Source organism: Vibrio sp. Vb339, assembly GCF_902751245.1.
In the GTDB taxonomy this organism is placed as follows: domain Bacteria; phylum Pseudomonadota; class Gammaproteobacteria; order Enterobacterales; family Vibrionaceae; genus Vibrio; species Vibrio coralliirubri.
Genome location: NZ_CADDIS010000001.1, coordinates 1,922,756 through 1,947,929, shown reverse-complemented (window position 1 = coordinate 1,947,929; position 25,174 = coordinate 1,922,756). Strand labels below are relative to the sequence as shown.

The window sequence follows — 25,174 nt, the reverse complement described above, 5'->3', positions numbered from 1 at the left end:
GCTAAGTTATTGATTTTAATTGTTAAAAAAATATAGTGATTGAAGTCGCTTACATGAAAAAGTAAATGAAAAATATTTTCTGAATTTTTCTTTATTTCTGAGTTTGAAGTCTACTTTTGCGATTAAATGTAAACTGGATCACTTTAATGAACTGTATGTTTCGTTTTTCTTTGATTTTGGAATTTTTATTTCATATAAAGGGGCTGTCTACAGGAGAGATTTATTTATATGGCTGAGTGTTAGTTTGCAGAGGTGGCAGAGTTTGCTCTTCGTAAGCGATGAAAGCTGAATATAAGCGAACCAATTTGTCTACAAGGAATGGGATTATGCAGTTACAAGATAAAACACTGGATTTGATTTGTTTGGGGAGAGTGGCGGTTGACCTCTATGGGCAACAAATTGGTTCGCGATTAGAATCTATGGGGTCATTTTCGAAATATTTAGGAGGGTCGTCGGGCAATGTTGCTTATGGGACAGCAAGGCTTGGATTAAAGTCATCAATGCTTGCTCGTGTTGGTGATGAGCATATGGGGCGGTTTGTTCGCGAGGAGTTGCGATCTGTAGGGGTTGATACTCGCCATCTCATCACCGATCGTGATCGTTTAACAGCTTTAGTATTGTTAGGCATAAAAGATGAAGAGACGTTTCCATTAATTTTCTATCGTGATAATTGTGCCGATATGGCGCTCAGTGTGGATGATATTTCAGAATCTTACATAGCCTCTGCACGATGCTTAGCGATTACAGGTACTCACCTTTCCAACCCGCAGACCCGAGAGGCGGTATTACTTGCCTTAAAGTATGCTCGAGAGCACGGTGTTAAAACTGCGTTGGATATCGACTATCGGCCCGTTCTTTGGGGATTAACTAGCCTTGGCGATGGCGAAACTCGCTATATCGATTCTGCTGAAGTAACGCATCAACTTCAGCAAGTGTTACCCCTTTTCGACCTTATTGTTGGTACCGAAGAGGAGTTTCATATTGCGGGCGGCTCCACAAATACAGTTGTTGCTCTAAAGTCGGTTCGATCTGTGAGCCAGGCTGAACTCGTGTGCAAACGAGGTGCGTTGGGTAGTTCTGTTTTTTCGGGTGATGTGCCTGATTCGCTGGATGAGGGTATCACTGTAGAAGGCGTTAAAGTGGATGTTCTTAATGTACTTGGTGCGGGTGATGCCTTTATGTCTGGCCTGCTACGAGGTTACCTCAATGATGAAGGTTGGGAGAAAGCTTGCGCTTATGCCAACGCGTGTGGTGCATTAGTGGTATCACGCCATGGCTGTGCGCCAGCTATGCCTACTAAAGAAGAGTTAGATAACTATTTAGCTCGTGCCCAAGATGTTCTGCGACCGGATCAAGACAGTCAACTAAACCATTTACACCGAGTTACTACACGTCAAACTCAGTGGGATGAATTATGTGTTTTGGCATTCGATCACCGTAGCCAGTTCGAACAGATGGCGAAAGATGTTGGCGCAGATCTTGACCGTATTTCGATACTGAAGCAGTTGATCTATAAGGCATCGCTAGATGTCTGCCAAGAAGAGAATCTGTCTGGACAGTTTGGCTTGCTTTGTGATGGTACTTTTGGTCAGCCAGTCCTTAATACTGCAACCGGTACAGGTACTTGGATTGGCAGACCGGTAGAAGAACCTGGATCTAGACCTTTGCAATTAGAGCATGGCGACATCGGCAGTCAGTTGAGAACTTGGCCACTTGAACATGTTGTGAAGTGTTTGGTTTTTTGCCACCCAGACGATGACATTGCCTTGCGTCTATCACAAGAAAATACAGTTAAAGAAGTCTACGACGCGTGTTGCCAATCGGGGCACGAATTGTTGCTAGAGGTTATTTTACCTAAGGAAATGACTTTGGGGGATAAGCAGTATCTTACGTTGATGAATCAATTTTATTCCATTGGTGTTAAACCTGACTGGTGGAAATTACCGCCGCTTTCGGAGTCGTCCTGGAACCAAGTGGAGTTGTTGATACAAGACAATGACCCACATTGTAGAGGCATATTGATTCTTGGACTGGATGCGGAATTAGATGAGGTACAAGCAGGATTTAATGCCGCAGCAAATAGTTCTCTGGTAAAAGGCTTTGCGGTTGGGCGAACAATATTCGGATTGCCATCAAGTCTGTGGCTAGCGAATGACATAAATGATCAGGAGCTCATTGCCCAAATCAAATCGAACTATTCGAGCTTGGTGAGAGCGTGGCAACAGCGCAATGTATCTACATCTTGTCAGTCATCTTTACAGTCTCGTCTTAAATCACAAGGCACACCTTCATTGATTTCAAACTAAAGGACCCAGTTATGAAAACCGTATTTAATTTTATTAATGGTGAAATAAGCGACTATCAAACGGAACGCGTTGCTCCGATCTTTGACCCAGCAACAGGCCTGCAAACAAAGCAAGTTGTTTTAAGCAATGAAGAACAAACGGCACAAGCTATTGAGTCCGCTAAACATGCTCATCTGGGGTGGGCTAAAACATCACCATTGAAACGTGCCCGTGTGTTGTTTACATTTAAAGCCTTAGTCGAGGCTAATCTTGACCGTTTAGCACGCTTGATCTCTAGTGAGCATGGGAAGGTCTATTCAGATGCCGTTGGGGAGTTAGCTCGAGGGCTCGAAGTGGTAGAGTTTGCATGTGGCATCCCACATCTACAAAAAGGCGAGCACTCATCTAATGTTGGCACTGGAATAGATAGTCATTCATTAATGCAGCCATTGGGCGTGTGCGTTGGCATCACACCATTTAATTTCCCTGCAATGGTTCCTATGTGGATGTTTCCTGTAGCATTGGCTACAGGTAATACATTTGTTTTGAAACCTTCTGAAAAAGATCCGTCACTGGCCATAGAACTGGCTTTGTTACTTAAAGAAGCAGGGCTACCCGATGGCGTCTTCAATGTGGTAAATGGCGATAAACGAGCTGTGGATGTATTGCTTACCGATGAACGTGTACAAGCGGTCAGCTTTGTTGGTTCTACACCGATTGCGGAGTACATCTATACCACAGCTTCTGCTCATGGTAAGCGTTGCCAAGCATTGGGTGGTGCGAAAAACCACTGCTTAGTGATGCCAGATGCTGACCTAGATATGACCTCTCAAGCCATCATGGGAGCGGCATATGGCGCTGCGGGTGAACGTTGTATGGCATTATCTGTGGTAGTGGTTGTCGGGGATGAAACGGCCGATCGTTTAACCGATAAATTACAAACGCAGATACAGTCCATGCGAGTCGGGCCTGGGATTGTGGAAGGACGGGAAAACGATATGGGTCCTGTTATTTCAGCTGCTCATAAACAAAAAATTTGTGATTATATTTCTGAGGGAGAGCTGCAAGGTGCTTCACTTCTGGTTGATGGACGATCGCTTGAGGTTAAAGGCCACAAAGAGGGGTATTTTGTTGGGCCGACTTTGTTTGACCATGTCTCCCCTGAGATGACAATTTACAAAGATGAAATTTTTGGTCCAGTGTTGGTGATTGTGCGAGTGCCTAATTATGCAACGGGCTTAGACCTAATTAATCGACACGAATATGGTAATGGTACGGCTATTTTTACTCGAGATGGTGAGGCTGCGCGTCAGTTTCAAGAAGAGGTGTTAGCTGGGATGGTGGGTATCAATGTCCCTCTTCCTGTACCAATGGCATTTCATAGTTTTGGCGGGTGGAAACGCTCTATCTTTGGGCCTTTAAATATGCACGGTAATGATGGGGTTCGTTTTTATACAAGAATGAAAACGGTCACGAGTCGCTGGCCTGCCAGCGTGCGATTGGAAGAGCACACTAGCAGCTTTAACTTTCCGACGATGTAATCGGAGCTATTGTTTTAGGTAGTTTCACAATAAGCAGTAGCCATTTAGGTTACTGCTTTTTTGTACTAAAAAAGGAAGATACGCAGTTACTGCATTAGATGATGCGTTTAATTAATCGAAAGGATCGGTGCTTTTTAATCGACAACCTTGGTGCATCCGTGAACACAATAAAAAAGCCCATGCTGTAACAGCATGGGCGAATATGACGTGGAGCAGTCATAACAAATAAAAACGCAGTAACACGATTTACTATTTAGAAAATCTAATGTTTTGGAAGTGGCATAATGTTGAGAGGTGTCGGGATTATCAAGGTTGCTTCTGTTGCTTGTTGCACTTCTTCAGGGGTGTAGCCAGGGGCTATCTCCGTTAATATCATTTGGGACTTATGAATGGATATCACGCCCATATCTGTGATGACCATGTCGACCTGATTAAGCGCGGTTAATGGCAGAGAGCAGGTTTTAAGAAGCTTGTGTTTACCTTTCGCTGTATGCTCCATTGAGACGATGACTTTTTTCGCGCCTACGACTAGATCCATAGCACCTCCCATCCCTGGGACCATTTTCCCAGGGATAATCCAGTTAGCAAGATTACCTTGCTCATCGACTTGAAGTGCTCCAAGAACCGTTACATCAACATGACCACCGCGAATAATGGTGAAAGAGTCGGCGCTGTTAAAATAGCTTGCGCCTTTGGTTGCGGTAATCGGCTGTCCACCGGCATTGACTAAATCGGCGTCCGTATTACCGTCGCCAGCAATAGCATCAATACCGAGTAATCCATTTTCAGATTGCAGTATGAGCTCGACTTCCGAGTCAATTTCATTTGCAACCAAAGAGGGCATGCCGATCCCCAAATTCACGACGTCGCCGTCATGCAGTTCTTGAGCCACTCTCCAAGCAATATTTCGGCGTATTACTGCCTTATCGGTAATCTTGCTTGCCAAAGGCGCATCGCCATAAACAGGTTGAGGTTTACAAATAATATCCGTCATTATTTCGCTTCCTTTTGATAGACGTGATCTACATATAGACCTGGGGTATGTACTGACTCTGGTTCGATGTCGCCAACAGGAACAAGTGTTTCAGCTTCAACAATCACAAGGTCGGCAGCGGTCGCCATTAATGGATTGAAGTTTTGAGTGGTTTTCTTGTAAAACACATTTCCTTTGGTATCGACAACTGAACCGCGTATAAAAGCAAGGTCCGCGCGCAGAGGTTTTTCTAGTAAATAATCTTCCCCATCAATATTGATAACTTGTTTACCCTCAGCCACCATAGTGCCAAGGCCTGTTGGGGTGAGAATGCCGCCAAGTCCAGCGCCTCCTGCGCGAATACGCTCGGCTAATGTACCTTGTGGCACCAGTTCAACATCTAGCTCTTGATTGTTCATTTGGTGCCCCGTTTCTGGGTTGGTACCAATGTGAGAGGCATAGAGTTTTTTGATGAGTTTTGCTGCAATAAGTCGACCGGAGCCTGTGGTTTGAGTCCCTGTATCAGTCGAAATTAGTGTGATGTCTTGGATGTTGTGCTCGAGTAGTAGGTCGATAAGGCCCTCTGGTGCGCCATTTGCCATAAAGCCGCCAATCATGATGGTCATCCCATCATGCAATTTTTCCGCAATCTCGTTGGCACTAATTTTTTTTCTCATAATTCGCCCCTATACAGAGTTGGCTTATCGCCTTGTCTAACTTAATTTTTGGTATGACTGCTGATGATAATTTTTACGCAGTCATGCTATTTGTTTTTTACTTGGTCGTATAGTACTTAGCTACGAACAACGTTTGATGATTACGGCAGTACCCATGCCTCCACCGATACATAAAGATGCTAAGCCATAGTCTTGTTGCTTTCTCTCTAGTTGATACGCCAAGCTGACAAGAATACGGATCCCAGATGCACCAAGTGGATGACCTAAAGCAATAGCACCACCGTTATGGTTTGTGCGTTCTAGGATCCAACTTTGATCAACGTTGTGTTTCTCTGCGAGCTGCTTTGTAACGCCGATAGCTTGAGCTGCAAAGGCTTCATTAAGCTCAAAATACTCGATGTCTTGCAGTGAAAGATTGGACTTTTCCAGTGCATTAGCGATCGCGGGAACGGGACCTAGCCCCATAATTTCCGGAGATAAACCTGCTTGAGCGTAGCTAACGATTTCTGCCATCGGCTTTAGTTGGTATCGCTCCACGGCTGATTTGGATGCCAAGATGATCGCGGCTGCACCATCGTTGATACCCGAGGCATTTCCTGCTGTAACAGTGCCATCTTTTTTAAACGCTGGGCGTAAACGACTAAGACTCTCTGATGTACTATCGGTCTTTGGATATTCATCAAGCTCGACGGTGTATTGTTTTCGACGCAACGATACTTCTATTGGTTCTATTTCACTTCTAAAACCGTGGCTCTCCAGTGCACTTGCTGCGTTTAGCTGACTTTTGAGTGCAAACTCATCTTGCTCTTCACGCGAAATAGATAAGGATTCTGCAATGTTTTCTGCAGTGATACCCATGTGATACTGATTAAACGCATCGGTTAAACCATCGGTAATGATGGTGTCTTCTAACGAAATATTTCCCATACGAACGCCACTTCTAACTTTGTGCGTTTGTACAAATGGGGCTTGAGACATGCTCTCCATTCCGCAGGCAACAACGATCTCAGCATCACCCGCTTTGATATGACTTGCCGCATCCATGACCGTTTTCATCCCACTTCCACAAATCATATTGAGTGTGTATGCAGGGACCGTTTCTGGAATACCGGCTTGAATTGAGGCTTGGCGCCCCGGTCCCATACCAATACCAGCACTGAGTACATTACCGACTATCACTTCATCAATAAGCGTAGGGTCGATATGACATTGACTGATTGCACCTTTAATTGCAGCAGCGCCTAGTGTGGGTGCAGAAACTGAAGATAGTGCGCCGTTGAAGCTGCCAATCGGTGTACGTTTCGCTGCAACAATGTAGATAGGTTCCATCGTAATATCCTGTATCAAGGTAAAGCTGAGTTAACAGTTCAATGAGGTGCTGAGAGTTCGTAAATACACAAAACGCAGCGTGCGGTTATTCTTTGTTGATGAATTCATTCTAAAGGCACAGAGAAGGAGGTGTTATAGCCGTTCGTAGAAACGCGGTTTGCATAAATGCAACATGACGCTGCAAGTAATTGGCGTATATTACTTGAGCGTTATTTCTGCAAATTAACGCTAAATCGAATGGAGAATAGTCATGAATAGCTTAATTGCATGCGCACCTTGTTGTTGGGGCGTGGAGTCTGCCACTAACGTCCATAATCCATCATGGAATACCGTTGTCGTGGAAAGTAAAGCTGCTGGATATCAAGGAATAGAGCTTGGCCCATTTGGATATATGCCTCTAGAGGGAGAGTTTGTTAATACGGCGATCAAAGCTAATGGTTTGGTGATCTGTGCTGGTACACTTTTTGAACCGCTTTCATCTATAGAGCATAAAGAGGGCATCTTGAACCGAACACATGATTTATGCTCGATGCTTCAGCGTATTGGCAGCAAAAAGCTGGTCGTGATTGATTGTGTAAATGATGTGCGCAGTGCATGCGCTGGATTGAGTGACGAAGCTCCAAGATTAGGCAACCAGCTCTGGGACATAATGATGCAAACCATTCGTGATATTGCTGCTATCGCGAAACATTATGATATTCGTCCTGTCGTTCATCCTCATGCTGGTGGCTATATAGAGTACCGTGATGAAATTGACCGAATGTTGGTTGATTTATCGAGTGAAGAGGTTGGGCTCTGTTTAGATACTGGTCATCTGTATTATGCCGCCATGGATCCAGCGAAAAGCCTAATTGAGTACGCATCTCGATTAGAATATGTTCATTTCAAGGATATCAATGACGCAGTGTTTTCCGATGTTATCGAAAGCAAGGTAGGTTTCTGGGCTGCTTGCGCACAAGGAGTGATGTGTCCTATAGGTGAAGGTGCGATCAATTATGCCGAAGTACAGTTGGCTATCGATCAAATCGGTTATTCAGACTGGATCACTATAGAACAAGAGCGTGATCCCCAAAATTCTGATGGAACGTTAGCTGATATCAAACGCAGTCGATTGTTTTTGAGTCAAAAAGGGTTTGGTTAATGGTTAGGAATGGCATTGCTAAAAGAACCTTCTTCAACAAAGGGTACAGCACATGCTCATTGTGACTGAACCTTGGTTTTATGTGACTGCGATTCCCGCCGTGTTGATTTATGGAATTGGCAAGGGGGGATTAGGCGGTGCGCTAGGTATTATTGCTGTTCCCCTTATGGCAATAACCATTGCACCTACTCAAGCTGCTGCCATCTTATTGCCAATATTGTGTGTAATGGATGTGTTTGCGGTAAAACATCATTATCGTAATGCTGATTATTCAGTCATTAAGAACATGCTTCCAGGGGCGGTTCTTGGCGTCATCTTGGCTGGGTTGTTTTTGAGTATCACACCTGAGTCTGGATTGAAGTTACTCATTGGTCTTCTTTCCCTGCTTTTTCGTTCGTAACGCTCTAGCTGTTCAATTACCTATTTGGCTAGCTTGGCTTCGACTTGCCCAAGTGCTCGTTGGTACATAAACCATGCACAAGTGCCGGCAAGTACATTACCTACCATGGCACCCCAGAATAGGCCTTCAATGCCAGCAAGCTGCGAACCAACCCATAAACAAGGTAAGAAGAAAGCAAACAGGCGCAGTGCTGATATCGTCAAGGCAGTATAAGACTTGCCAAGCGCATTAGAGATAGAAACCATCAGCATACAGATGCCCAAAGGCCCTAAACTGATAGGAACGATAAGTAAGTGGTAGTTCAAAATGGTCGAGACTTCGTCTTCGCTGGTCATGAGATTTGCCAACCCGCCAGAGAACACCCAAGTTACTAGTGCGATCACCAATTGGAACCCTAATACGAACATCACGGCAATCTTGACGAGCTTGCGTATGTTTTCTAGGTTTTTTTCTCCCAACATGCGACCAATCATAGGTGGCATCGACATAGTCAGAGCAAGCACGGCAACAATCGAAAAGAACTCAAAACGTGAACCTAGCGCCCAAGCTGCAACGGCTGCAGTGCCGTAGCCAGCAAGCAGTTTGGTGGCGAGCATAGAAGAGACTGGTGGCAGCAGTTGACTGATCATCGCAGGCCCCATGATGTTTCCGATAGAGCGAACACTTTTGCCGATATCGAGATCGTGCCAGTCGAATGTCATCCAATGCTTCTTGGTCACCTTAGGAGCAACGATAAAGATACCTGCACCGAACGCCAAGATGGTCGCAATCGCGGCTCCGTTGATACCCATGTCGAGCGTGAAGATGAAAATCGGGTCCAATATCAAGTTGATAATACTGGTCGCGATCATCATCGAACCGGGCAGCATGGTATTGCCATAGGCACGACACACGCTGTAGAAAAAGTAGAGCAGTGCGCCTGTCCAAGAGCTTACCAGCCAATAGATCCAGTAAGAATCAATGATCGGCAATACCGTTGGTGGTGCATCGAGGAGTTGTAAAATTGGGCCGCGCAACAGATAGATGATGACGGAGAACAGTGCGACACTCACGCTGCCCATCGCAACCACTAACCCACCGAGTTGTTTGGCGTAGCGTATCTCGTTGGCACCAATCGCTCTCGCAATCACAGCCGTTGTCGCGATGCCTAGCCCGACCTGAATGCCGATAATGATCATCTGAATTGGCAGCGTGAAGCCTTGAACCGCGAGCGGGAGCACGCCTAGCTGCCCAATAAAAGCACTGTCTACAAGCTGGAAGCTCATTAGGGAAAGCACCCCAAACAGCATTGGCCATGTCATTGTATAGAGTTGTCGGCCAAGAGAAGGCGAGGGAGTTGCGGTCGTAGAATTCATAACACTCTTATCAGTCTTGAAGGTAGGTTTGTCGTAGTGACAATCCACTCAATGAAGAATTGCGTAAAGGATAACGTAACGTCAGCTCGATACCAATAAATGTTACCCGATCTAAACATATTACCTATGTGTGTTTTCTGTAGGTTCGGTGCATTCTGCACTGTGACTTTATGGAAGCACCTCTCAAACCTTATTTATTTTATAGACTTATCGAAGTTGGCTAATGTAATTATCAAACCCATAAACTAATATCGTTGGAGAGAAAAGGAATTGCGAGTCAGCAAGCACATTTTTAAATGCATATTGGAGAGGGAGCCAAAATATGCCAGGGACAGAAGAAATTCAGATCAGCCAAGAACAAGTGAGAAAGAATAAAGCCAAGGTTCTGGCGAAGATAAACCAGCAAGGGATTATGTCTCAGGGCTTTCGTTTGGTTAACGTCAAAGATTACCAACAGAAGTTACAAGCTCTAAAACAGAAAGTCGAAAACTTCGATTACATGAATGACGCCAATAAGCAGCAAGATCAGGTCATTCTCGACATCATGACTCAAAAAGAGAAAATTCATAATTACTTGGATGAATCGTCTAGCCAGAAGTTAGGGAGCGGTAACCTAGATTTTGGTTCTCGAAATCAGGTCGCGAATGCCACGCTTAAGAAAAAGCAGCTGTTCATGATGTTTATGGAAACGGTTGAGGCGCAAGAAGCGCTCAGAGAGTTTGCTGTTAAAGTCGCTTCAGTATGTAACGGCACACTCAAACAGCCTCCGGGTGCTTATCTAGGCGTAAAAGATTTTCACGGCGCGCTGGATAAAATTACCAATCGAAAACGTCACTACGATATTGGTGATCTCAAAGATGCCGCTCGTATGACCATCGTATTCGAGAATATGGACGATATGATCGTAGCCAAGGCGATGATCATTTTGACCAAAGAGTTTATTGAGCTAAAACACCACCAGTCTGCGATGAAAGATCGCTACGGTACAAGCCAAGGCGACAATGCAAAATTCAACTGCGGAGCAACAGACGCCGGCTACAAAGACATTAAGTTCTTCTTAAAAATGGCCAACGGACATATCGGTGAATTGCAGCTCAATACCAAGAATATGATGGTGGCGAAAAAGAACGGTCACATCATCTATGACATCCTTCGAGATGGAGGCAATCTTGATAAGGCATTCACCATTACCAATACTGAGGTGCTTGCCAAGATAAGTCGTAATATGAGTGAAAAATGGTTCAACTTTATGAACACTCGAGTACCTAAAGCGAGAGATGATTTGATGGCTGTACAGCAGTTGGTTGATCGCTTGAGAGCGAACCTTGGAAGGGGGCAGAACTCACTTCAAGTCAGCTTAGAAGAGATAACGATATTGTCTCGTGTCAGCCTCTATATCTATGAGCAAGGTGATAACGCCAGAGCTTTATTAGAGTAGTCAACTGGTATTGAGAGCTACTATGAGTCCGGTTACTTGACCGGACTTTTGGCTTTTTGAGCCTCGGTTTTTAATAACCTCTTTTATTGCTTCGATAGCTCGGTGCAGTGATTCCAACCCAACCTTTGAATGCGCGATTGAAATTACTTAAGTCGCTGTAACCCACTTGCCAACTGATGTCTTGAACAGAAAGGTCTGTCTGTTCGAGTAGCTGTTTTGCTTTGGCTTCTCGAACCTGTTCTTTGGCTTCTTTAAAGAGAATGTTTTTGCTCTTTAGGTTTCTCTGCAGCGTTCGTTTTGTCATACCGAGCATGGTCGCAAACCACTCAATATTGAACCAAGGTAGAGTCGCATAGGTGTCTATTAATATCTCGACGGCGTGATGCCAATCTTGGGTACTATTTCGTTCTGAAATGGCCCGATAATCATCGGGCAGCGGAATCGAGAACGCACCGTATTGCTGTTCAAACTGAATATCAGAATCAAAGAAATGCTTAGGTAATTTACGTGCGCTGTTGTGCTTAGAGACCAACTTGGCGTGTGATGGTTGCCAGCGACTGTCAATGAACTTACGACAGAGGCTAATCACGGTCAGGGCGCGAAACCATTCGGCTTGTTCAAAACCTGAGGTCGATGGGTGATAGCAACTTCGATGACACAGCCACCACAATCCATCGCTTTTTTCCGTCCATATGGTGACGTGATTACTTAAGGTCGATATTTCAGTAATCAAGCAACGTACCGCTTGCTCTAGTGACGTGCATTGATCAATTTTTCGGTCTAGCTCAGGTGACAATTGCTCTAGAGAAGCTCTACGTCCAACCTCAATCCCTATCGAATAACCAAACTTCCGCTCAAGGCCATGAATGAAGCGAATCACGTCTTGTGTAGGAAGCCATTGATTGGATTGTGTTAGCTCAATGGGTAGACCGCACGCATCGGCGACGGTGCGCCAATCCAGTCTATGTTTGTCACAATACTGAATATATGGAGCAATGTTACTGGTCGAAGTGAGCAATATGCTGGTGGTGTTCGATGATGCTTTCATTGTCTTGTGTCTACCATTAAATGTCACCAAGTGACCTAATTAAGTGTAGCGCATCTCCTTATACTTCTCCTAACCCAAACAGGAGACCAATTATGAAACTCAAACACATTGCCGTTCTAGTATCGTTAGCGACCGCATCATCATTTGCTCTTGCAGCAAACCCAGTTGAAGAAGCTCTGAAAGTTGAAGGTGCTCAAGTTACCTTGACCGTGAAGGAGGCGAGCAAAGCATTTACCCCAAGTTTTACTGACTCAGCTCGTGAGTTATTCAATAACTTTCATTGGCAGATGGGCGGCGACCACAGCGTTTACTACAACATGCATATGAGTGAGTTTCTACCAACGGCACTGGCGGCTCCAAACGAAGAGTACAAGCCTTTGGTCAAAAACATCGACCCACGACTCGCTGCACTCAAAGTTGATACTGAAAGCAAAGGTCAGTTGACAATGGATGAGTACTTGGCGGATGAACAGTTCCGTACCCAAGGCTTTATGTTGATTCACAAAGGGGAGATCGTTTACGAAGCTTACCCAGGTATGAAGCCGACAGATACGCACGTTTGGGCATCTACAGCGAAAACGACGGTTGGCACAGTGATCGCGATGTTAGTGGAAGAGGGCAAAGTCGACCCTGAAAAAGAGATCGCTGAGTATGTTTCTGAATTGAAAGGAACGAACTGGGATGGCATCACAGTACACCAAGTTCTGAACATGTCGACCGCGCTAGACAATGAAGAGACATTAGAATCTATCTTGAACCCAGATTCTGATGTGGTGCGTTTCTTTGCGGCATCGTTTAACTCACCAAGAGCAAAAACGGGTGAGATGGAAACTTGGATGGAAGTGGCTCAAGATGCACAGAAACTGGAAGGTGAACAAGCAGGTGACCATTTCCGTTACGCATCTATCAACACCATGGTGCTGACTAAGTTAGTTGAAAACGTTGAAAACAAAACTTGGACTCAAGTATTCGAAGATCGTGTTTGGTCAAAAGTGCACGCACGTCAACCAATGCAATTCAACTTGACGCCAGATGGCATGGCGATCGCGGTTGGCTTGGTTTCATCAACGGTAGAAGACATGGCTCGCTGGGGAACACTATTTACACCTAGCTGGAAAGCGGTGGCTGATGAGCCAGTGGTGTCACAAGCTGTGATTGATCGTATCCGCAACGGCGGTGATCCAAAAGCATTCGTAGGTACTAGCAAAGAGAGCAGTTCACTGCACGCGTACAACGAAAAAGCGGACTACAACGCATACCAGTTTGATTTCATCTTCAACGATGGTGCGATGTCGAAAAGCGGCAACCTAGGCCAATTTATTTACATCGACCCTGCGCGTGACTTTGTGGGTGTGATGTTCTCAACCAACCCATACCACTCAGGTTTTGGTGAGAACAAAGGCCCAGCACTAATGCGCTCTGCGGCTAAGTTGCTGAATGACAAGTAATGTCCGTGGCTGAGCAAGTTAGAAACTAGAAATAACAGCCAATAAAGAAAAAGCCAGTCACAATGACTGGCTTTGTTGATTTTACTTTTCGGTGTTTCTATTTGGGTGGCTAAGCGTTATTTATTCGCTACGTTACCTAGCTTCAACCATGTATCGATAACCGTATCCGGGTTTAGTGAAACTGAGCTGATGCCTTGCTCCATTAACCACTCTGCTAGGTCGTCATGGTCGGATGGGCCTTGGCCACAAATACCCACGTATTTACCCGCTTTGGTTGCTGCATCGATCGCCATTTTCAGCATTGCTTTCACGGCTGGGTTACGCTCATCGAAGAGGTGTGCTACATCGCCTGAATCTCGGTCGAGGCCAAGTGTCAGTTGTGTCATGTCGTTTGAACCAATAGAGAAGCCATCGAAGTACTTCAAGAACTCATCAGCCAAGATTGCATTCGATGGTAGCTCACACATCATGATGACTTTCAGACCTTGGTCGCCACGGCGTAGGTCAAACTTAGCCAGAATGTCGATAACCGATGCCGCTTCGCTTGGCGTGCGAACGAATGGAATCATGATTTCAACGTTCTTAAGACCCATCTCATTACGAACACGCTTGATCGCTTGAGTTTCTAGCTCGAAACAGTCTTCGAATACTGGTGAGATGTAACGAGATGCACCACGGAAGCCCAGCATTGGGTTCTCTTCATGTGGTTCAAACGTTTTGCCGCCTACAAGGTTGCTGTACTCATTCGACTTAAAGTCAGACATACGTACGATCACACGCTTAGGCCAGAATGCAGAAGCGATAGTCGCGATGCCTTCTGTTAGTTTGCTCACGTAGAAATCGATAGGATCTTTGTAGCCGCGAATACGTTCGTTGATTTCCGCTTTTAGCTCATCCGTTTGCGCATCGAAGTTAAGCAGTGCTTTAGGGTGAATACCGATCATCTTGTTGATGATGAATTCTAGACGAGCAAGGCCAACACCTTCGTTTGGAATCTGCGCGAAATCGAAGGCACGATCTGGGTTACCCACGTTCATCATTACCTTGGTTGGCAGCATTGGTAGCTCATCAACCTCAGAACGTTTGATTTCAAAGTCGAGTTCGCCGTTGTAAACGTAGCCTGTTTCGCCTTCTGAACATGACACTGTCACGGTATCGCCATCGTTTAGGCTGCTTGTTGCGGTACCACAACCAACAATCGCTGGGATACCAAGCTCACGAGCAATGATTGCAGCGTGGCAAGTACGGCCGCCACGGTTAGTGACAATCGCAGACGCTTTCTTCATAACAGGTTCCCAATCTGGGTCTGTCATGTCTGTTACCAGTACGTCGCCTTCTTGAACCAGTGACATTTGGTCTAGTGAATCAACCAAGCGAACTGGGCCTGAACCGATGCGTTGACCGATAGCACGACCTTCAACCAAGACATCCGCCTTGTTGTTTAGCTCGTAACGCTCGATAACGTTTTGGTCGCTTTGAGAACATACGGTTTCTGGGCGAGCCTGAACGATGTAAAGCTTGCCGTCGATGCCATCTTTCGCCCACTCAATGTCCATCGGACGTTGGTAGTGCTTCTCGATGATCATCGCTTGTTTTGCTAGCTCTTTGATCTCTTCATCGTTCAATGAAAACTCGTTACGCTCTTGAGTGTCGGTGTCGATGATATCAACTTGCTTACCGATCTCTTGATTGGTCGAGTAGATCATCTTGATCAACTTAGAACCAAACGTCTTTTTAACGATTGGGTAGTGACCCGCTTCTAGCATTGGCTTGTGAACGTAGAACTCGTCTGGGTTCACAGCGCCTTGTACAACCATTTCACCCAAGCCCCAAGAAGAGGTGATGAATACCACTTGGTCGAAGCCAGACTCAGTATCAAGCGTAAACATCACACCTGAAGAAGCTTTGTCTGAACGAACCATGCGTTGGATACCCGCAGACAGTGAAATGCCACGGTGGTCAAAGCCTTGGTGTACACGGTAAGAGATAGCGCGATCGTTAAACAGTGACGCGTAAACGTGCTTAGTTGCTTCGAGTACCGCATCGATACCTTTCACGTTAAGGAAGGTCTCTTGCTGGCCTGCGAAAGAAGCATCTGGAAGATCTTCTGCCGTTGCCGATGAACGAACCGCTACAGACAATTCTTCGTTGTCTTCAATTAGCTCGCGGTAGTTATCACGGATGTCTTGCTCTAGTGATTCTGGGAAGGGTGCATCTAGAACCCATTGTCGAATCGTTGCACCTGTCTTACGCAGTGCGTCAACGTCTTCAACATCAAGTTCATCAAGTAGTTGGTGAATACGCTCATCAAGACCTTTGTAATCAAGAAAGTCGTTAAACGCATAAGAGGTGGTAGCAAAACCATTAGGTACAGAAACACCAGCATTGGACAGGTTAGAAACCATCTCGCCCAGTGAGGCGTTCTTACCGCCGACTTTGTCGACATCTTCCATGGATAGGCCATTGAACCATAGGGTATTATTTTGCATTTATTTCTCCAGAAACATAGCAAGCATTGTAGGGATTTAAAGGCAAACGATTACGTGTCAGTTTAAAAAATTGTAAATTATTTTTTAAAGCTGTGGGGGACGTAATAGTCAGCAGGGTTTCGTTATATATATTATGGTTCCCATCCTACTCAAAATAATTTTAAACATTAAATAAAAAATGCAAATTGATATTCAAAGTCGTGATGTATTCTATGTTTCTGATGGAACGGCCATAACATGTGAGACTTTAGGGCATGTTGTTCTAGGTCAATTCCCTTTCAAAGCCAATGAAAAAACCTTCCCGTTTGTCGAAAGTGAGGACAAACTTTCTGATTTATTAAAAGAGATTGAAATTTCGTATCGTGATACCGGATTAGAACCGCTGGTGTTCTTTTCGATTGTGATACCTGATATCAAAACCAAATTGCTAGAAGCGCCCGCGCACTGCTATGACGTGTTAGAGAGTATCGTGCAGAAAGTACAGGATGATATTCAGATGGCGCCTGTTCCTAAATTGCAGCGCTCACGCAGCGTAAATAAGGATTCGGTGAAGTATTTCGACCGTATTGCTGCGATTGAGTACACGCTCGCGCATGATGATGGCATCACGCTAAAAGGGCTGGAAGAAGCCGACATCATCTTGTTGGGTGTTTCTCGAAGTGGCAAAACACCAACAAGTTTGTACATGGCGATGCAGTTTGGTTTACGCGTAGCAAACTACCCATTTATCCACGATGACTTGGCACGCTTAAAGCTGTTGCCCGAATTTGAGATCTACCGACATAAGCTGTTTGGTTTGACCATTGATGCAGAAAGGCTCACTGAAATTCGTGAGAACCGCTTAGCAGGCAGCGAATACGCCAGTGACTCACAATGTTTGTATGAATTACAAACGGTAGAGGCGATGTTCCGCAGAGAGGCTGTGCCGTACATCAACACCTCTTCGCTATCGGTTGAAGAAATTTCGACACGAATCTTGGAGCGAACGGGCTTAAGACGTCGCTTGCTATAGTGGGTGGTTGATCAAACCTATGTTTTGATTTCGTTGCTCCTGATATAAGGAGCAACGAGGTTAACTTTCCCGTATTCATACACTTCTGCATCCTATATTCCTCTCTCCTCGTTAGAGTTTTTACCTACAAAGCTTATGAAAAATGTCGCTTAATTCTTTGCCTGTTTGTCGGATGTATACCTATTGTTTAAGGAACGGTTAACTAAATAACCGATAATTATTAAAAATACATGTGTCAGTTCATCAACAGGTTAGGGAAAACAGTTTATGAAGATATCAGAGCTTACTATTCGCAGTAGGTTACTTTTTGGCAATTTCATTACGATCAGTATCTTAGTCGTACTATGTGTTGTGGTGTGGAACTCAATTAAAACTTTGAATAGTACCGATGCTATGGTTACGCATACCTACCAGGTGATTGATCAATCGAACCGCCTAGTTAATTCGATGGTCGACCAAGAGACGGGTTTACGAGGTTATGCGATCGGTGGCCAAGAAGAGTATCTAGAACCTTACCATGCAGGTAAACAAGCCTTTGAGCAAAGCTTATCCATAGTAAAGAACCTAACCAGTGATAACCCTGCTCAACAGCAACGATTTGATGAAGTCAATCGAGCTGCTAAGGAATGGCAGGTGTATGCTCAAGAGGTTATTGTTTTACGTAAGAGCATTCATGACGGGGAAGCATACGTGAATGAACTCAAAGCACTGATCGCGAGTGGTATTGGTAAAGAGAAGGTGGATAACCTACGAGCTGAAATTGCTACAGGGCGCTATCTTAATGGCGAGTCTCTTATCAACAACATGGTGAATATGGAAACGGGCTTGCGCGGTTTTATGCTAAATCGCGAAGAAGCTTTTTTAGAGCCTTATCACGAAGGGAAATCGAAGGTAGATAAGCAGTTAGCTTCGATGGGAGACAGTCAATTATCGCGCGACATTCAATCTTGGATTGATGATTACGCATCAACCGCGATTGCATTAGTACGTGAATCCAACCGCTTTAGCTCCATTGACGACCTTTACACAAAGCTTGCTCAAAAGCAGGGTAAACAATACATGGATGGCTTGCGTAATAAAGTTGCTGAAATTATTAACGTCGAGCAAGTGCTTATGGTCGAAAGAAAAGAGGCAGCAAACTCAGCCTCTGATTTGGCACTAATGGCACTTGCAGTTGGTGGCGTCTCTTCGGTCGTTTTCTGTTTTGGTTTTGGTGCGTTCATTTCTCGAAGTATCACTTCACAGATCAATTACGTTATTGGCATCGCTAAGCAATTAGCTAAAGGTGATTTGACGGTCAATATTGAAGAAGGTGCTAAGAACGAAATTGGAGAGTTAACCAACTCGTTGAAAGCAACGGCAGAAAGCTTGAAAACCATCATTGGTAACATGATGGTGGCAAGTGAACGATTGAGCAGCTCATCGACTCAGTTAACGAATATTACGGTGAGTACGAACAACGGTGCGAATGAACAGATGTTGATGACAGATCAAGTCGCTGTTGCGATGAACCAGATGTCTATCTCTGTTCAAGAAGTTGCGAGAAATGCAGTCGATACCGCTCAATCTGCAAGTGAAGCGAGTGATGAAGCGATGCAAGGTTTGACAGTAGTACAAGAGACAACCACGAGTATTAACTCCCTAGAATCTGAGATCGAGAGTACAATGGCTCGCCTCGAAGATCTTTCCCGTGAAGCTACCAATATAGGCGGTATTCTTGATGTGATATTAGACATTGCGGCTCAAACTAACTTGCTAGCATTGAATGCGGCTATTGAAGCTGCAAGAGCGGGAGAACAAGGAAAAGGTTTTGCTGTGGTGGCTGATGAAGTGCGGAGCCTCGCTCAACGAACACAAGATTCGACCTCGGAGATTCAAGGTTTAATTGAACGTTTGCAGCTCGGGACGAAAGATGTGGTGAGTAGCATGCAGAAAAGCAGTGATATTGCCAAGAGGAGCGTAGAAAATGCCGAGAAATCAGGGCAAGCTTTTGATGTTATTACTCGTTCAATCAACAATATCTCTGATATGAGTACACAAAGTGCGAGCGCCTCTGAAGAGCAAAGTGTGACGGTTGAGCAGATCAATCAAAATGTGGTGAGCGTTAATCGTATTACCAAAGAGAGCGTTGCAGGGGCTGAACAAACAGTAGAATCAAGCCAAGAGTTGGTGAGTTTAGCGGAACAACTACAGAAAATTGTTGGTCAGTTTAAAGTGAAAAATGTTAGCTGAGAAAGTACGGAGTCGTTTGGCAATTTAAACAAAGGCTACAGCTGTCATGCCGAGCCTCTATTGAAATAGTGGAACTCTATTTTTATTGCTCAAAAAATTAAAGCAGCCTCGATGCAGATTAGTATCGAGGCTGCTTTGTTTATACAGTGCGTGGTTCGTTGTGCCTTAAATGGCCATAATCCAGTAAGTAGTTATAGTCCAATAAGTAGCTATAGTTCAGTAAATCAGCATAGTTCAGCAAGCAAACTTAGCTCAGTCAACGCTTCACGCAATAATTAGTTTAGCGCAGTAAACTGATACCAAGTTCTTGGCTTTTTGTTTCCATCCAGCGGTTCAAATCATTTGGCCACTCAATTGTTGCCTCTGCGCAAAAGCCACGAAGCATTGAGAAATACACCGCTTGGTCAATAAGAGGCAGCGATGACTCACCATTCTCTAGACTCAGTAAAAGTTCGGCATCTTTCAGTAATGGATTAATTAGTTGAACGAACTGAGGCGTCTTTTCTAACAGTTCTTCAAAGTTAAAACCTTCAGTCTCTTTACTGGCACGCCAAGCTTCTTTAGCTCCAGCAGAGCGATATTCAGCCAAGTCGAGGTTCCACCAACGTGGGCGTCCAATCTGTTGAGTAAGAGGGAAAGCGCGACTTTGGAATGCAGTCACTTGCTCTGATGGCACACGCTGTTCATCGCTTGATTTCAAATCCAGGAAGTACGCGATGATATCTAGGCTCTCTGCCATGATAGAGCCATCGTCTTTTTGTAAGACGGGTACCATCTTCTTACCGATCAGATCGATAAGGGTTTGGGCATCATCATAATCGACAGAAACAAGCTCAATGTTCAAGCCTAGCGATTGAGCAATGTAGGAGACTCTTGCACAGAAAGGGCAGTGGTCGTAAATGTAAAGCTTCATAGCTTCCCTCGTTCGGGTCTTTCTTAGTATAAGATGATGCTAATGTACCAGAAACTTTCGCAGACAATAAGCCTTTGTTAACAAGAACTATTCACTGCGATTAAGTGCTCGGGGATATCAAGAAAACGATGGGAATAAGTACTGAATGTAGAAACTCATTGCCTAATTCTATTGTCAGTTGGATGCCGTTTTATCGTAACGAGTAAGCGAATGAGAAAGCTGGTGGGTAAATGACGGGCATAAAAAAGGCTCTGGCTGCTCACTCTAATGCAGAAGAGTGAAGTCAGCCAAAGCCTCAATTTTGTTACCTTTAGTAGAGTGACTACCAAAAGGGCAGAGTGGTTAAACTATGCTTTTTTAAGATCTTGCGCTGGGTAAGTAAGCGTCATTGCGCCTTCTACCGTTGTAACGTGAACGTAGCCGCCACCAGCACTTAGGCCAGTTACTACCATTTCACCTAGTTCAACACCTTTTGTTGCTACAACGCGATCATCAACTGAAAACACTTTACACACCTTCAATAAATTAAATAAATACGATAGATATCGAACGCGGATTTAAACAGATGGCACCCCAATCAACTAATCCAGTTATTTGTCGTAAAGATTAAATTTAGTTATGTATAAATCAGTATGTCTTAAAAATCAGTTTGTTAACTTAAGCAGTGACATTATTTATCCGCTGGATAAACGACACCAACTTGTTGGCGCATCTCTGTAATTAACTTAGCAACCGATAAAGCGCGCAGTTGAGCCTGTGCTTGTGTTGTGTTGTCGCCAGCAATGCAGCTAGCAAAGGCCTGCGCTTCGTAACTCATCGAGTTTTCGCTTTGTGCTTGAGTAAGGTTTTCTACTGCGCCATCGCGGTAGCGGATCTTAACGTCGGTACATTCAGCGATGTGATCGATGATGATCGCCCCTAATTCACCTTGGATCTCGCTTGGCGCATAAGAGTCGCTGACTTTTGAGTGAGCAAGCGTTACGTCAAACTCAGGATACTGGAAGATCGCACAGCCATGAGCATCGACACCTGAATCAAGTAGCTTTGCAGAAGCCTGTGCATTTTCAGGTTTGCCAAATAGCGCGACTGTCGCGGCAACACAGTAAAAGCCAATATCGACCAATGAGCCGTTAGAAAAAGCTGGGTTGAAGGTGTTTGGGTTCTCGCCGTTTAGGTACTTTTGGTAGCGCGATGAATACTGGCAGTAGTTGATGTGTGCTTTATGTACCTTGCCAATCTTTTCTAGCCCAAGTTGAACTTGCTTAAAGTTCGGTAGGAATTGAGATTTATACGCCTCAAACAGCACCACACCGTTCTTCTGAGCGACCTCAAACATTCGTGTTGCTTCTTCAATATTCGATGCGACAGGCTTTTCACAGATGACATGCTTACCGTGTTCCATCATGAAGATAGATTGCTCGCAATGCAGTGAGTTTGGTGAAGCGATGTACACGGCCTCAACAGTGTTGTCATTGGCCAATGCGTCGAGTGAGTCATACGTCGTTTCAACGTTAAATTCTTGGGCGAACTGTACCGCGCTGTCTAGATTTCGAGAGTAAACCGCAGCAAGTTGCATCGATTGAGATTCGTGAGCAGCTTGAACAAACTTTTGTGTAATCCAATTGGTTCCAATTACAGCAAACTTAATCATATGGGTATCCAGTCGTTAGTCGTCGTTAGTATATTGATTCTGCAGAGATAGTAGCACTCAACGGCTGGCAATGTGCCTGAGATTTGCGGAACAATTTCCCTAAACATAGTGCCTAATATTAATAATCAGCCTTCACAGAGCGTCTGAGTTGACCAGTGTAACGGTGCACAACTAAGCCATTTTTGCTAAGGTGTTATTGAATTCAAATAAGGTGATGATATGCAAATCCGGACGGCCAGGGTAACTGATATTAACGCGATCTTAGCGCTCTCTGAGCAGATAAACCGTCAACATCATCTTGGTGCACCTATGGTATTTGCGCCTGCGTCACAAGGCTTGGCCGACAGTGAAGAGTATTGGTTAGGCTTGATGCTTGACCCACTTGGCGCTTTCTTGGTTGCAGTCGATGACAAGCAAGTCGTTGGCTTTTTAGCGGGTAAGGTAACGCAGAACAAAGGCGTCAGTTTTATTCAGCCGCACAAGGTGGCAAGGGTGAATACGATTGTGGTGAACGATCAGGTTCAGAGCAAAGGTGCTGGTCGAGCGTTAATGAAGTCGTTTAATCAATGGGCGCAGGCGAGAGGAGCGATAGAACTTAGGTTGGAGGTAATGGAGTTTAACCAACAAGCTCAGGGTTTCTATGAGTCGTTAGGAATGGAAACTCAGTCACGAACCATGTCCATGCGTTTTGAGGAGATCTAAAGGTGCGTCTGTTTCTGCCTTTATCACTGTGTTTACTGTTTATGGCTTCGAACGTGAATGCTGAGCAGGTCGTGGTCGAGAAAATAGTCTCAGACGCGACCGCTATCGAAACCATCGTATTCGAGTCGGCACCGGCTCATTCTCAACGTGTCTCAACATCTTCATCTAACTCAACCTCTTCCACCAGCTCAAACTCCAAGCATGTGATTATTGTCGATGATGTTCTTAACAGTCGCTCTGATGAAAAGGTGGCTCAGCTTTCTCAAGGGTCATCGAAACGTCCGCCTCAAAGTTCCTCTCGACAGTTTTACAACGTACCGGATAGCGCATCTGAGATAGATTCGCTGTCGCAAGTGGTTACTTTAGTAAAAGTCGATAAATCGAAACGTAGGATGTATCTGCTTAAAGGTGAGGAGGTGATTCAGGAGTTTCGTATTGCGCTAGGCAAACAACCGAAAGGGCATAAACGCTTTGAAGGGGACAACCGAACGCCTGAAGGGGAATATCAGCTCGATTATGTGATGGAAGAGTCGGACTTTTATCGCTCAGTACATATTAACTATCCGCAACCTTCGGATATGCAATGGGCAGAGCAAAATGACGTAGACCCCGGAGGAAACATCAAAATCCATGGCATCAAAAATGGTGAGCGTCGTTCGCCGAGCTTTATCCAAAGCTTTGATTGGACGGATGGCTGTATCGCATTAACCAATCAAGATATGGATGAGTTCCTCCAACTTGTAAAAATGGGTACCCCTATCCATATCGAATGGTAGTCATTGGTACCCACTTTTCTTAATCACTTTCCGCAGTCAATTAGCGCAATCAATTCGCGAAACCAACTTCTGAAAGCAACTTCCAAAATTAATCGCTAAATCCAGTTACAGTAAGACTCGACCTGCACTGAATATTGCAATCACAATCAGCAATGCAATGGTGACTGGCTTAAACTTCGCTCCACCAAATCTCTCGAACAGTTTAGAACCCACATAACCGCCAAGCATGCTGCTTGGTAGAAGCGCGAGAGTCAGCCAAACGACATCACGGTCGACTAACCCAGCGATAGATGCCGAAACAAATGCAGTAGAATCTGCCAATACAAAGAAGGCTATCAGGCCGGCTCTGGCAATGTGCGGAGCGACTGGGCTTGCCAATGCATGAGTGCCAATTGGAGGCCCTGACATCGAAGCAGCGCCGTTCATTACACCCGCAAGGCTGCCTAGAATATAGGGAGCAAATCTAGGTTCGCTTTTGTACTGGAAACCTTTGTAGATCATAAGTGCAGACGCAAAAATGAAGGCACTGATGATCAAGATGATCGTGTCTTGGCTAACGGATTTAAGCAGAAGTAAGCCGACTGGTGTGAAGGCAAAACAAGGGATAAATACCTTTAAAACCCAGCGCCAGTTAACGTGTTTTCGAACTTTAGGCAGCAATTGAACATTGCCTAGGAGATCGATCAACATGAAGACAGGAACCAGTTCGATAACAGGCACGAATAACGCACTTAATGGCAATGCCACTAAGGTGAAACCGAAACCTGAGAAGCCACGAACAATAGCGGCGAAAATGAAGATTGCACCCAAAATTGGGAAGGTTGGACTAAAAATGAGATCCATAAATTAAGTAACCAATGAAGCTGTCTAAATAGAGCAAGCTAATGAAACCAAGTGAGTAGCGGAATGTACTCCTACTCACTTGTGTTTGCTACCTAATTTTAAGGTTTCCCGAGAGTTAATTTTAAAGTCTCTCGGGGTTGTTTTTGCATTATTCGTTTGGTCAATTTATAGAGGTAAATTGATTCGGAAAATCAGTGAATACGGCATCTACTTTTGAGATGAATTTGAAGTGAGACGGATTGTTTACGGTGTAGCACCAAGTTTGAATGTTTGCTTCACTGAGTGTATCAAGATCGCTCTGATTCACATGCTCGTAGTTCATGTGACAGCTGAACGCTTTAACCTCGTCAATCAACATCAAGTCGGCTTGAGTCAGTTGCTCTGTGATCACACCAACTCGGTATCTCGGCAGGTGACGGGCCATTTCAGAAACCACTTGATGGCTGAAACTTGAAAGCAGCACTCTGTCGGTGTCTAGATTTGAACGAATCAACTCGGTATGCAGCAAATCAACGACATGAGGCGCTTGATGTCGACTGTCGACTTTGATTTCTAAGTTCACGCTGAGATCATGCTGCTCAACAAGCGCGAGCAACTCTTCCAACGTCAATATTCTTTCACCAGCGAACTGCTCAGATTTCCAACTGCCAAAATCGAGCTGACGCAGTTCTGCAAGGGTATGTTCGTCGATACGACCCTTGCCATCGCTGCAGCGCTCAAGGGTGTGGTCGTGACAAACCACAAGTTGATCATCCTGAGTTGGCTGAATATCTACTTCTATCCATTTCAAGCCGAGTTTAGCGGCTTGTTCAATGCTTGCTTTGGTATTTTCTGGGTGAGTACCTGCTACACCCCGATGACCTACGATGATAGACGACATAATTAATCCTTCTTAAAGACGCACCGTAAAAACGCATTAAA

The 25,174-nt window shown here is 44.8% G+C and carries 20 protein-coding genes and 1 pseudogene; 10 read left to right on the top strand and 11 right to left on the bottom strand.

All coding sequences use genetic code 11. The features are described from left to right. The first annotated feature begins 326 nt into the window (after nucleotides 1-326). Nucleotides 327-2,306, top strand: coding sequence for a bifunctional 5-dehydro-2-deoxygluconokinase/5-dehydro-2-deoxyphosphogluconate aldolase (locus HRQ85_RS08470; protein WP_172379293.1), 1,980 nt, complete (start codon nucleotides 327-329; stop codon nucleotides 2,304-2,306). Between the two features lie 11 nt (nucleotides 2,307-2,317). Then, the gene (locus HRQ85_RS08465) at nucleotides 2,318-3,826 is read left to right on the top strand and encodes a CoA-acylating methylmalonate-semialdehyde dehydrogenase (RefSeq protein WP_172379292.1); all 1,509 of its coding nucleotides are present in this window, start codon (nucleotides 2,318-2,320) and stop codon (nucleotides 3,824-3,826) included. A 262-nt stretch (nucleotides 3,827-4,088) separates the two neighbouring features. On the opposite strand, the gene HRQ85_RS08460 is transcribed toward HRQ85_RS08465, so the two are convergent. The 3 genes from HRQ85_RS08460 to HRQ85_RS08450 all read right to left on the bottom strand — a co-directional run bounded on the left by HRQ85_RS08460 (nucleotide 4,089) and on the right by HRQ85_RS08450 (nucleotide 6,805). Further along, on the bottom strand, nucleotides 4,089-4,820 hold the full coding sequence (locus HRQ85_RS08460; protein WP_172379291.1) for a 3-oxoacid CoA-transferase subunit B: 732 nt from the start codon (nucleotides 4,818-4,820) through the stop codon (nucleotides 4,089-4,091). Beyond that, entirely contained in the window at nucleotides 4,820-5,476 is a 657-nt protein-coding gene (locus HRQ85_RS08455) for a CoA transferase subunit A (RefSeq protein ID WP_048612829.1), read from the bottom strand. The genes HRQ85_RS08460 and HRQ85_RS08455 overlap by 1 nt, the downstream gene beginning before the upstream one ends. A gap of 120 nt (nucleotides 5,477-5,596) precedes the next feature. Beyond that, nucleotides 5,597-6,805 (bottom strand): acetyl-CoA C-acetyltransferase, encoded by a 1,209-nt coding sequence (locus tag HRQ85_RS08450; protein WP_050633221.1) that lies wholly within the window; start codon nucleotides 6,803-6,805, stop codon nucleotides 5,597-5,599. A 250-nt stretch (nucleotides 6,806-7,055) separates the two neighbouring features. Between HRQ85_RS08450 and HRQ85_RS08445 the strand changes: the two genes are divergently transcribed. Together HRQ85_RS08445 and HRQ85_RS08440 are read left to right on the top strand one after the other, a co-directional pair. After that, nucleotides 7,056-7,946 carry a TIM barrel protein gene (locus HRQ85_RS08445; RefSeq protein WP_172379290.1) on the top strand — a complete coding sequence of 297 codons (891 nt, stop codon included), beginning with the start codon at nucleotides 7,056-7,058 and terminating at the stop codon, nucleotides 7,944-7,946. 52 nt (nucleotides 7,947-7,998) lie between these two features. Continuing rightward, a pseudogene (locus tag HRQ85_RS08440) lies at nucleotides 7,999-8,337 on the top strand (TSUP family transporter); the annotation flags it as partial. A gap of 29 nt (nucleotides 8,338-8,366) precedes the next feature. On the opposite strand, the gene HRQ85_RS08435 reads toward HRQ85_RS08440, so the two are convergent. Further along, a complete protein-coding gene (locus HRQ85_RS08435) occupies nucleotides 8,367-9,701 on the bottom strand; it encodes an MATE family efflux transporter (protein ID WP_172379289.1) in 1,335 nt (444 codons plus the stop codon). Nucleotides 9,702-10,023: 322 nt separating this feature from the next. Between HRQ85_RS08435 and HRQ85_RS08430 the strand changes: the two genes are divergently transcribed. After that, nucleotides 10,024-11,139 carry a hypothetical protein gene (locus tag HRQ85_RS08430; RefSeq protein WP_048609044.1) on the top strand — a complete coding sequence of 372 codons (1,116 nt, stop codon included), beginning with the start codon at nucleotides 10,024-10,026 and terminating at the stop codon, nucleotides 11,137-11,139. A 70-nt stretch (nucleotides 11,140-11,209) separates the two neighbouring features. Here the strand turns inward: HRQ85_RS08430 and HRQ85_RS08425 are convergent, their stop codons facing one another. Then, the gene (locus HRQ85_RS08425; protein WP_061038533.1) at nucleotides 11,210-12,187 is read right to left on the bottom strand and encodes a helix-turn-helix domain-containing protein; all 978 of its coding nucleotides are present in this window, start codon (nucleotides 12,185-12,187) and stop codon (nucleotides 11,210-11,212) included. Between the two features lie 92 nt (nucleotides 12,188-12,279). Here HRQ85_RS08425 and HRQ85_RS08420 point away from each other — a divergent pair, with 92 nt between their 5' ends. Then, entirely contained in the window at nucleotides 12,280-13,635 is a 1,356-nt protein-coding gene (locus HRQ85_RS08420; protein ID WP_172379288.1) for a serine hydrolase domain-containing protein, read from the top strand. A gap of 116 nt (nucleotides 13,636-13,751) precedes the next feature. Here the strand turns inward: HRQ85_RS08420 and ppsA are convergent, their stop codons facing one another. Beyond that, the gene (gene ppsA, locus HRQ85_RS08415; RefSeq protein WP_050645846.1) at nucleotides 13,752-16,124 is read right to left on the bottom strand and encodes a phosphoenolpyruvate synthase; all 2,373 of its coding nucleotides are present in this window, start codon (nucleotides 16,122-16,124) and stop codon (nucleotides 13,752-13,754) included. Between the two features lie 178 nt (nucleotides 16,125-16,302). Here ppsA and ppsR point away from each other — a divergent pair, with 178 nt between their 5' ends. After that, nucleotides 16,303-17,136, top strand: a complete 834-nt coding sequence (gene ppsR / locus HRQ85_RS08410; protein WP_048612835.1) for a posphoenolpyruvate synthetase regulatory kinase/phosphorylase PpsR — start codon at nucleotides 16,303-16,305, stop codon at nucleotides 17,134-17,136. 267 nt (nucleotides 17,137-17,403) lie between these two features. Continuing rightward, nucleotides 17,404-19,368: a CHASE3 domain-containing protein gene (locus HRQ85_RS08405; protein ID WP_172379287.1), complete on the top strand. Its 1,965-nt coding sequence runs from the start codon at nucleotides 17,404-17,406 to the stop codon at nucleotides 19,366-19,368. 280 nt (nucleotides 19,369-19,648) lie between these two features. On the opposite strand, the gene grxB is transcribed toward HRQ85_RS08405, so the two are convergent. The 3 genes from grxB to HRQ85_RS08390 form a co-directional block, all read right to left on the bottom strand. Next, the gene (grxB, locus tag HRQ85_RS08400) at nucleotides 19,649-20,281 is read right to left on the bottom strand and encodes a glutaredoxin 2 (RefSeq protein WP_172379286.1); all 633 of its coding nucleotides are present in this window, start codon (nucleotides 20,279-20,281) and stop codon (nucleotides 19,649-19,651) included. Nucleotides 20,282-20,628: 347 nt separating this feature from the next. Further along, complete coding sequence (locus HRQ85_RS08395) at nucleotides 20,629-20,787, bottom strand: hypothetical protein (RefSeq protein WP_004733064.1); 159 nt, start codon at nucleotides 20,785-20,787, stop codon at nucleotides 20,629-20,631. 164 nt (nucleotides 20,788-20,951) lie between these two features. Beyond that, nucleotides 20,952-21,932, bottom strand: a complete 981-nt coding sequence (locus HRQ85_RS08390; protein ID WP_172379285.1) for a Gfo/Idh/MocA family protein — start codon at nucleotides 21,930-21,932, stop codon at nucleotides 20,952-20,954. Between the two features lie 219 nt (nucleotides 21,933-22,151). Between HRQ85_RS08390 and HRQ85_RS08385 the strand changes: the two genes are divergently transcribed. Beyond that, nucleotides 22,152-22,634 (top strand): GNAT family N-acetyltransferase, encoded by a 483-nt coding sequence (locus tag HRQ85_RS08385; protein WP_172379284.1) that lies wholly within the window; start codon nucleotides 22,152-22,154, stop codon nucleotides 22,632-22,634. 2 nt (nucleotides 22,635-22,636) lie between these two features. After that, nucleotides 22,637-23,410 (top strand): L,D-transpeptidase family protein, encoded by a 774-nt coding sequence (locus HRQ85_RS08380; RefSeq protein WP_048609032.1) that lies wholly within the window; start codon nucleotides 22,637-22,639, stop codon nucleotides 23,408-23,410. A gap of 105 nt (nucleotides 23,411-23,515) precedes the next feature. On the opposite strand, the gene HRQ85_RS08375 is transcribed toward HRQ85_RS08380, so the two are convergent. Together HRQ85_RS08375 and HRQ85_RS08370 are read right to left on the bottom strand one after the other, a co-directional pair. Further along, on the bottom strand, nucleotides 23,516-24,253 hold the full coding sequence (locus tag HRQ85_RS08375) for a sulfite exporter TauE/SafE family protein (protein ID WP_172379283.1): 738 nt from the start codon (nucleotides 24,251-24,253) through the stop codon (nucleotides 23,516-23,518). A 160-nt stretch (nucleotides 24,254-24,413) separates the two neighbouring features. Next, complete coding sequence (locus HRQ85_RS08370; RefSeq protein ID WP_172379282.1) at nucleotides 24,414-25,133, bottom strand: glycerophosphodiester phosphodiesterase family protein; 720 nt, start codon at nucleotides 25,131-25,133, stop codon at nucleotides 24,414-24,416. Between the last annotated feature and the right edge of the window lie 41 nt (nucleotides 25,134-25,174).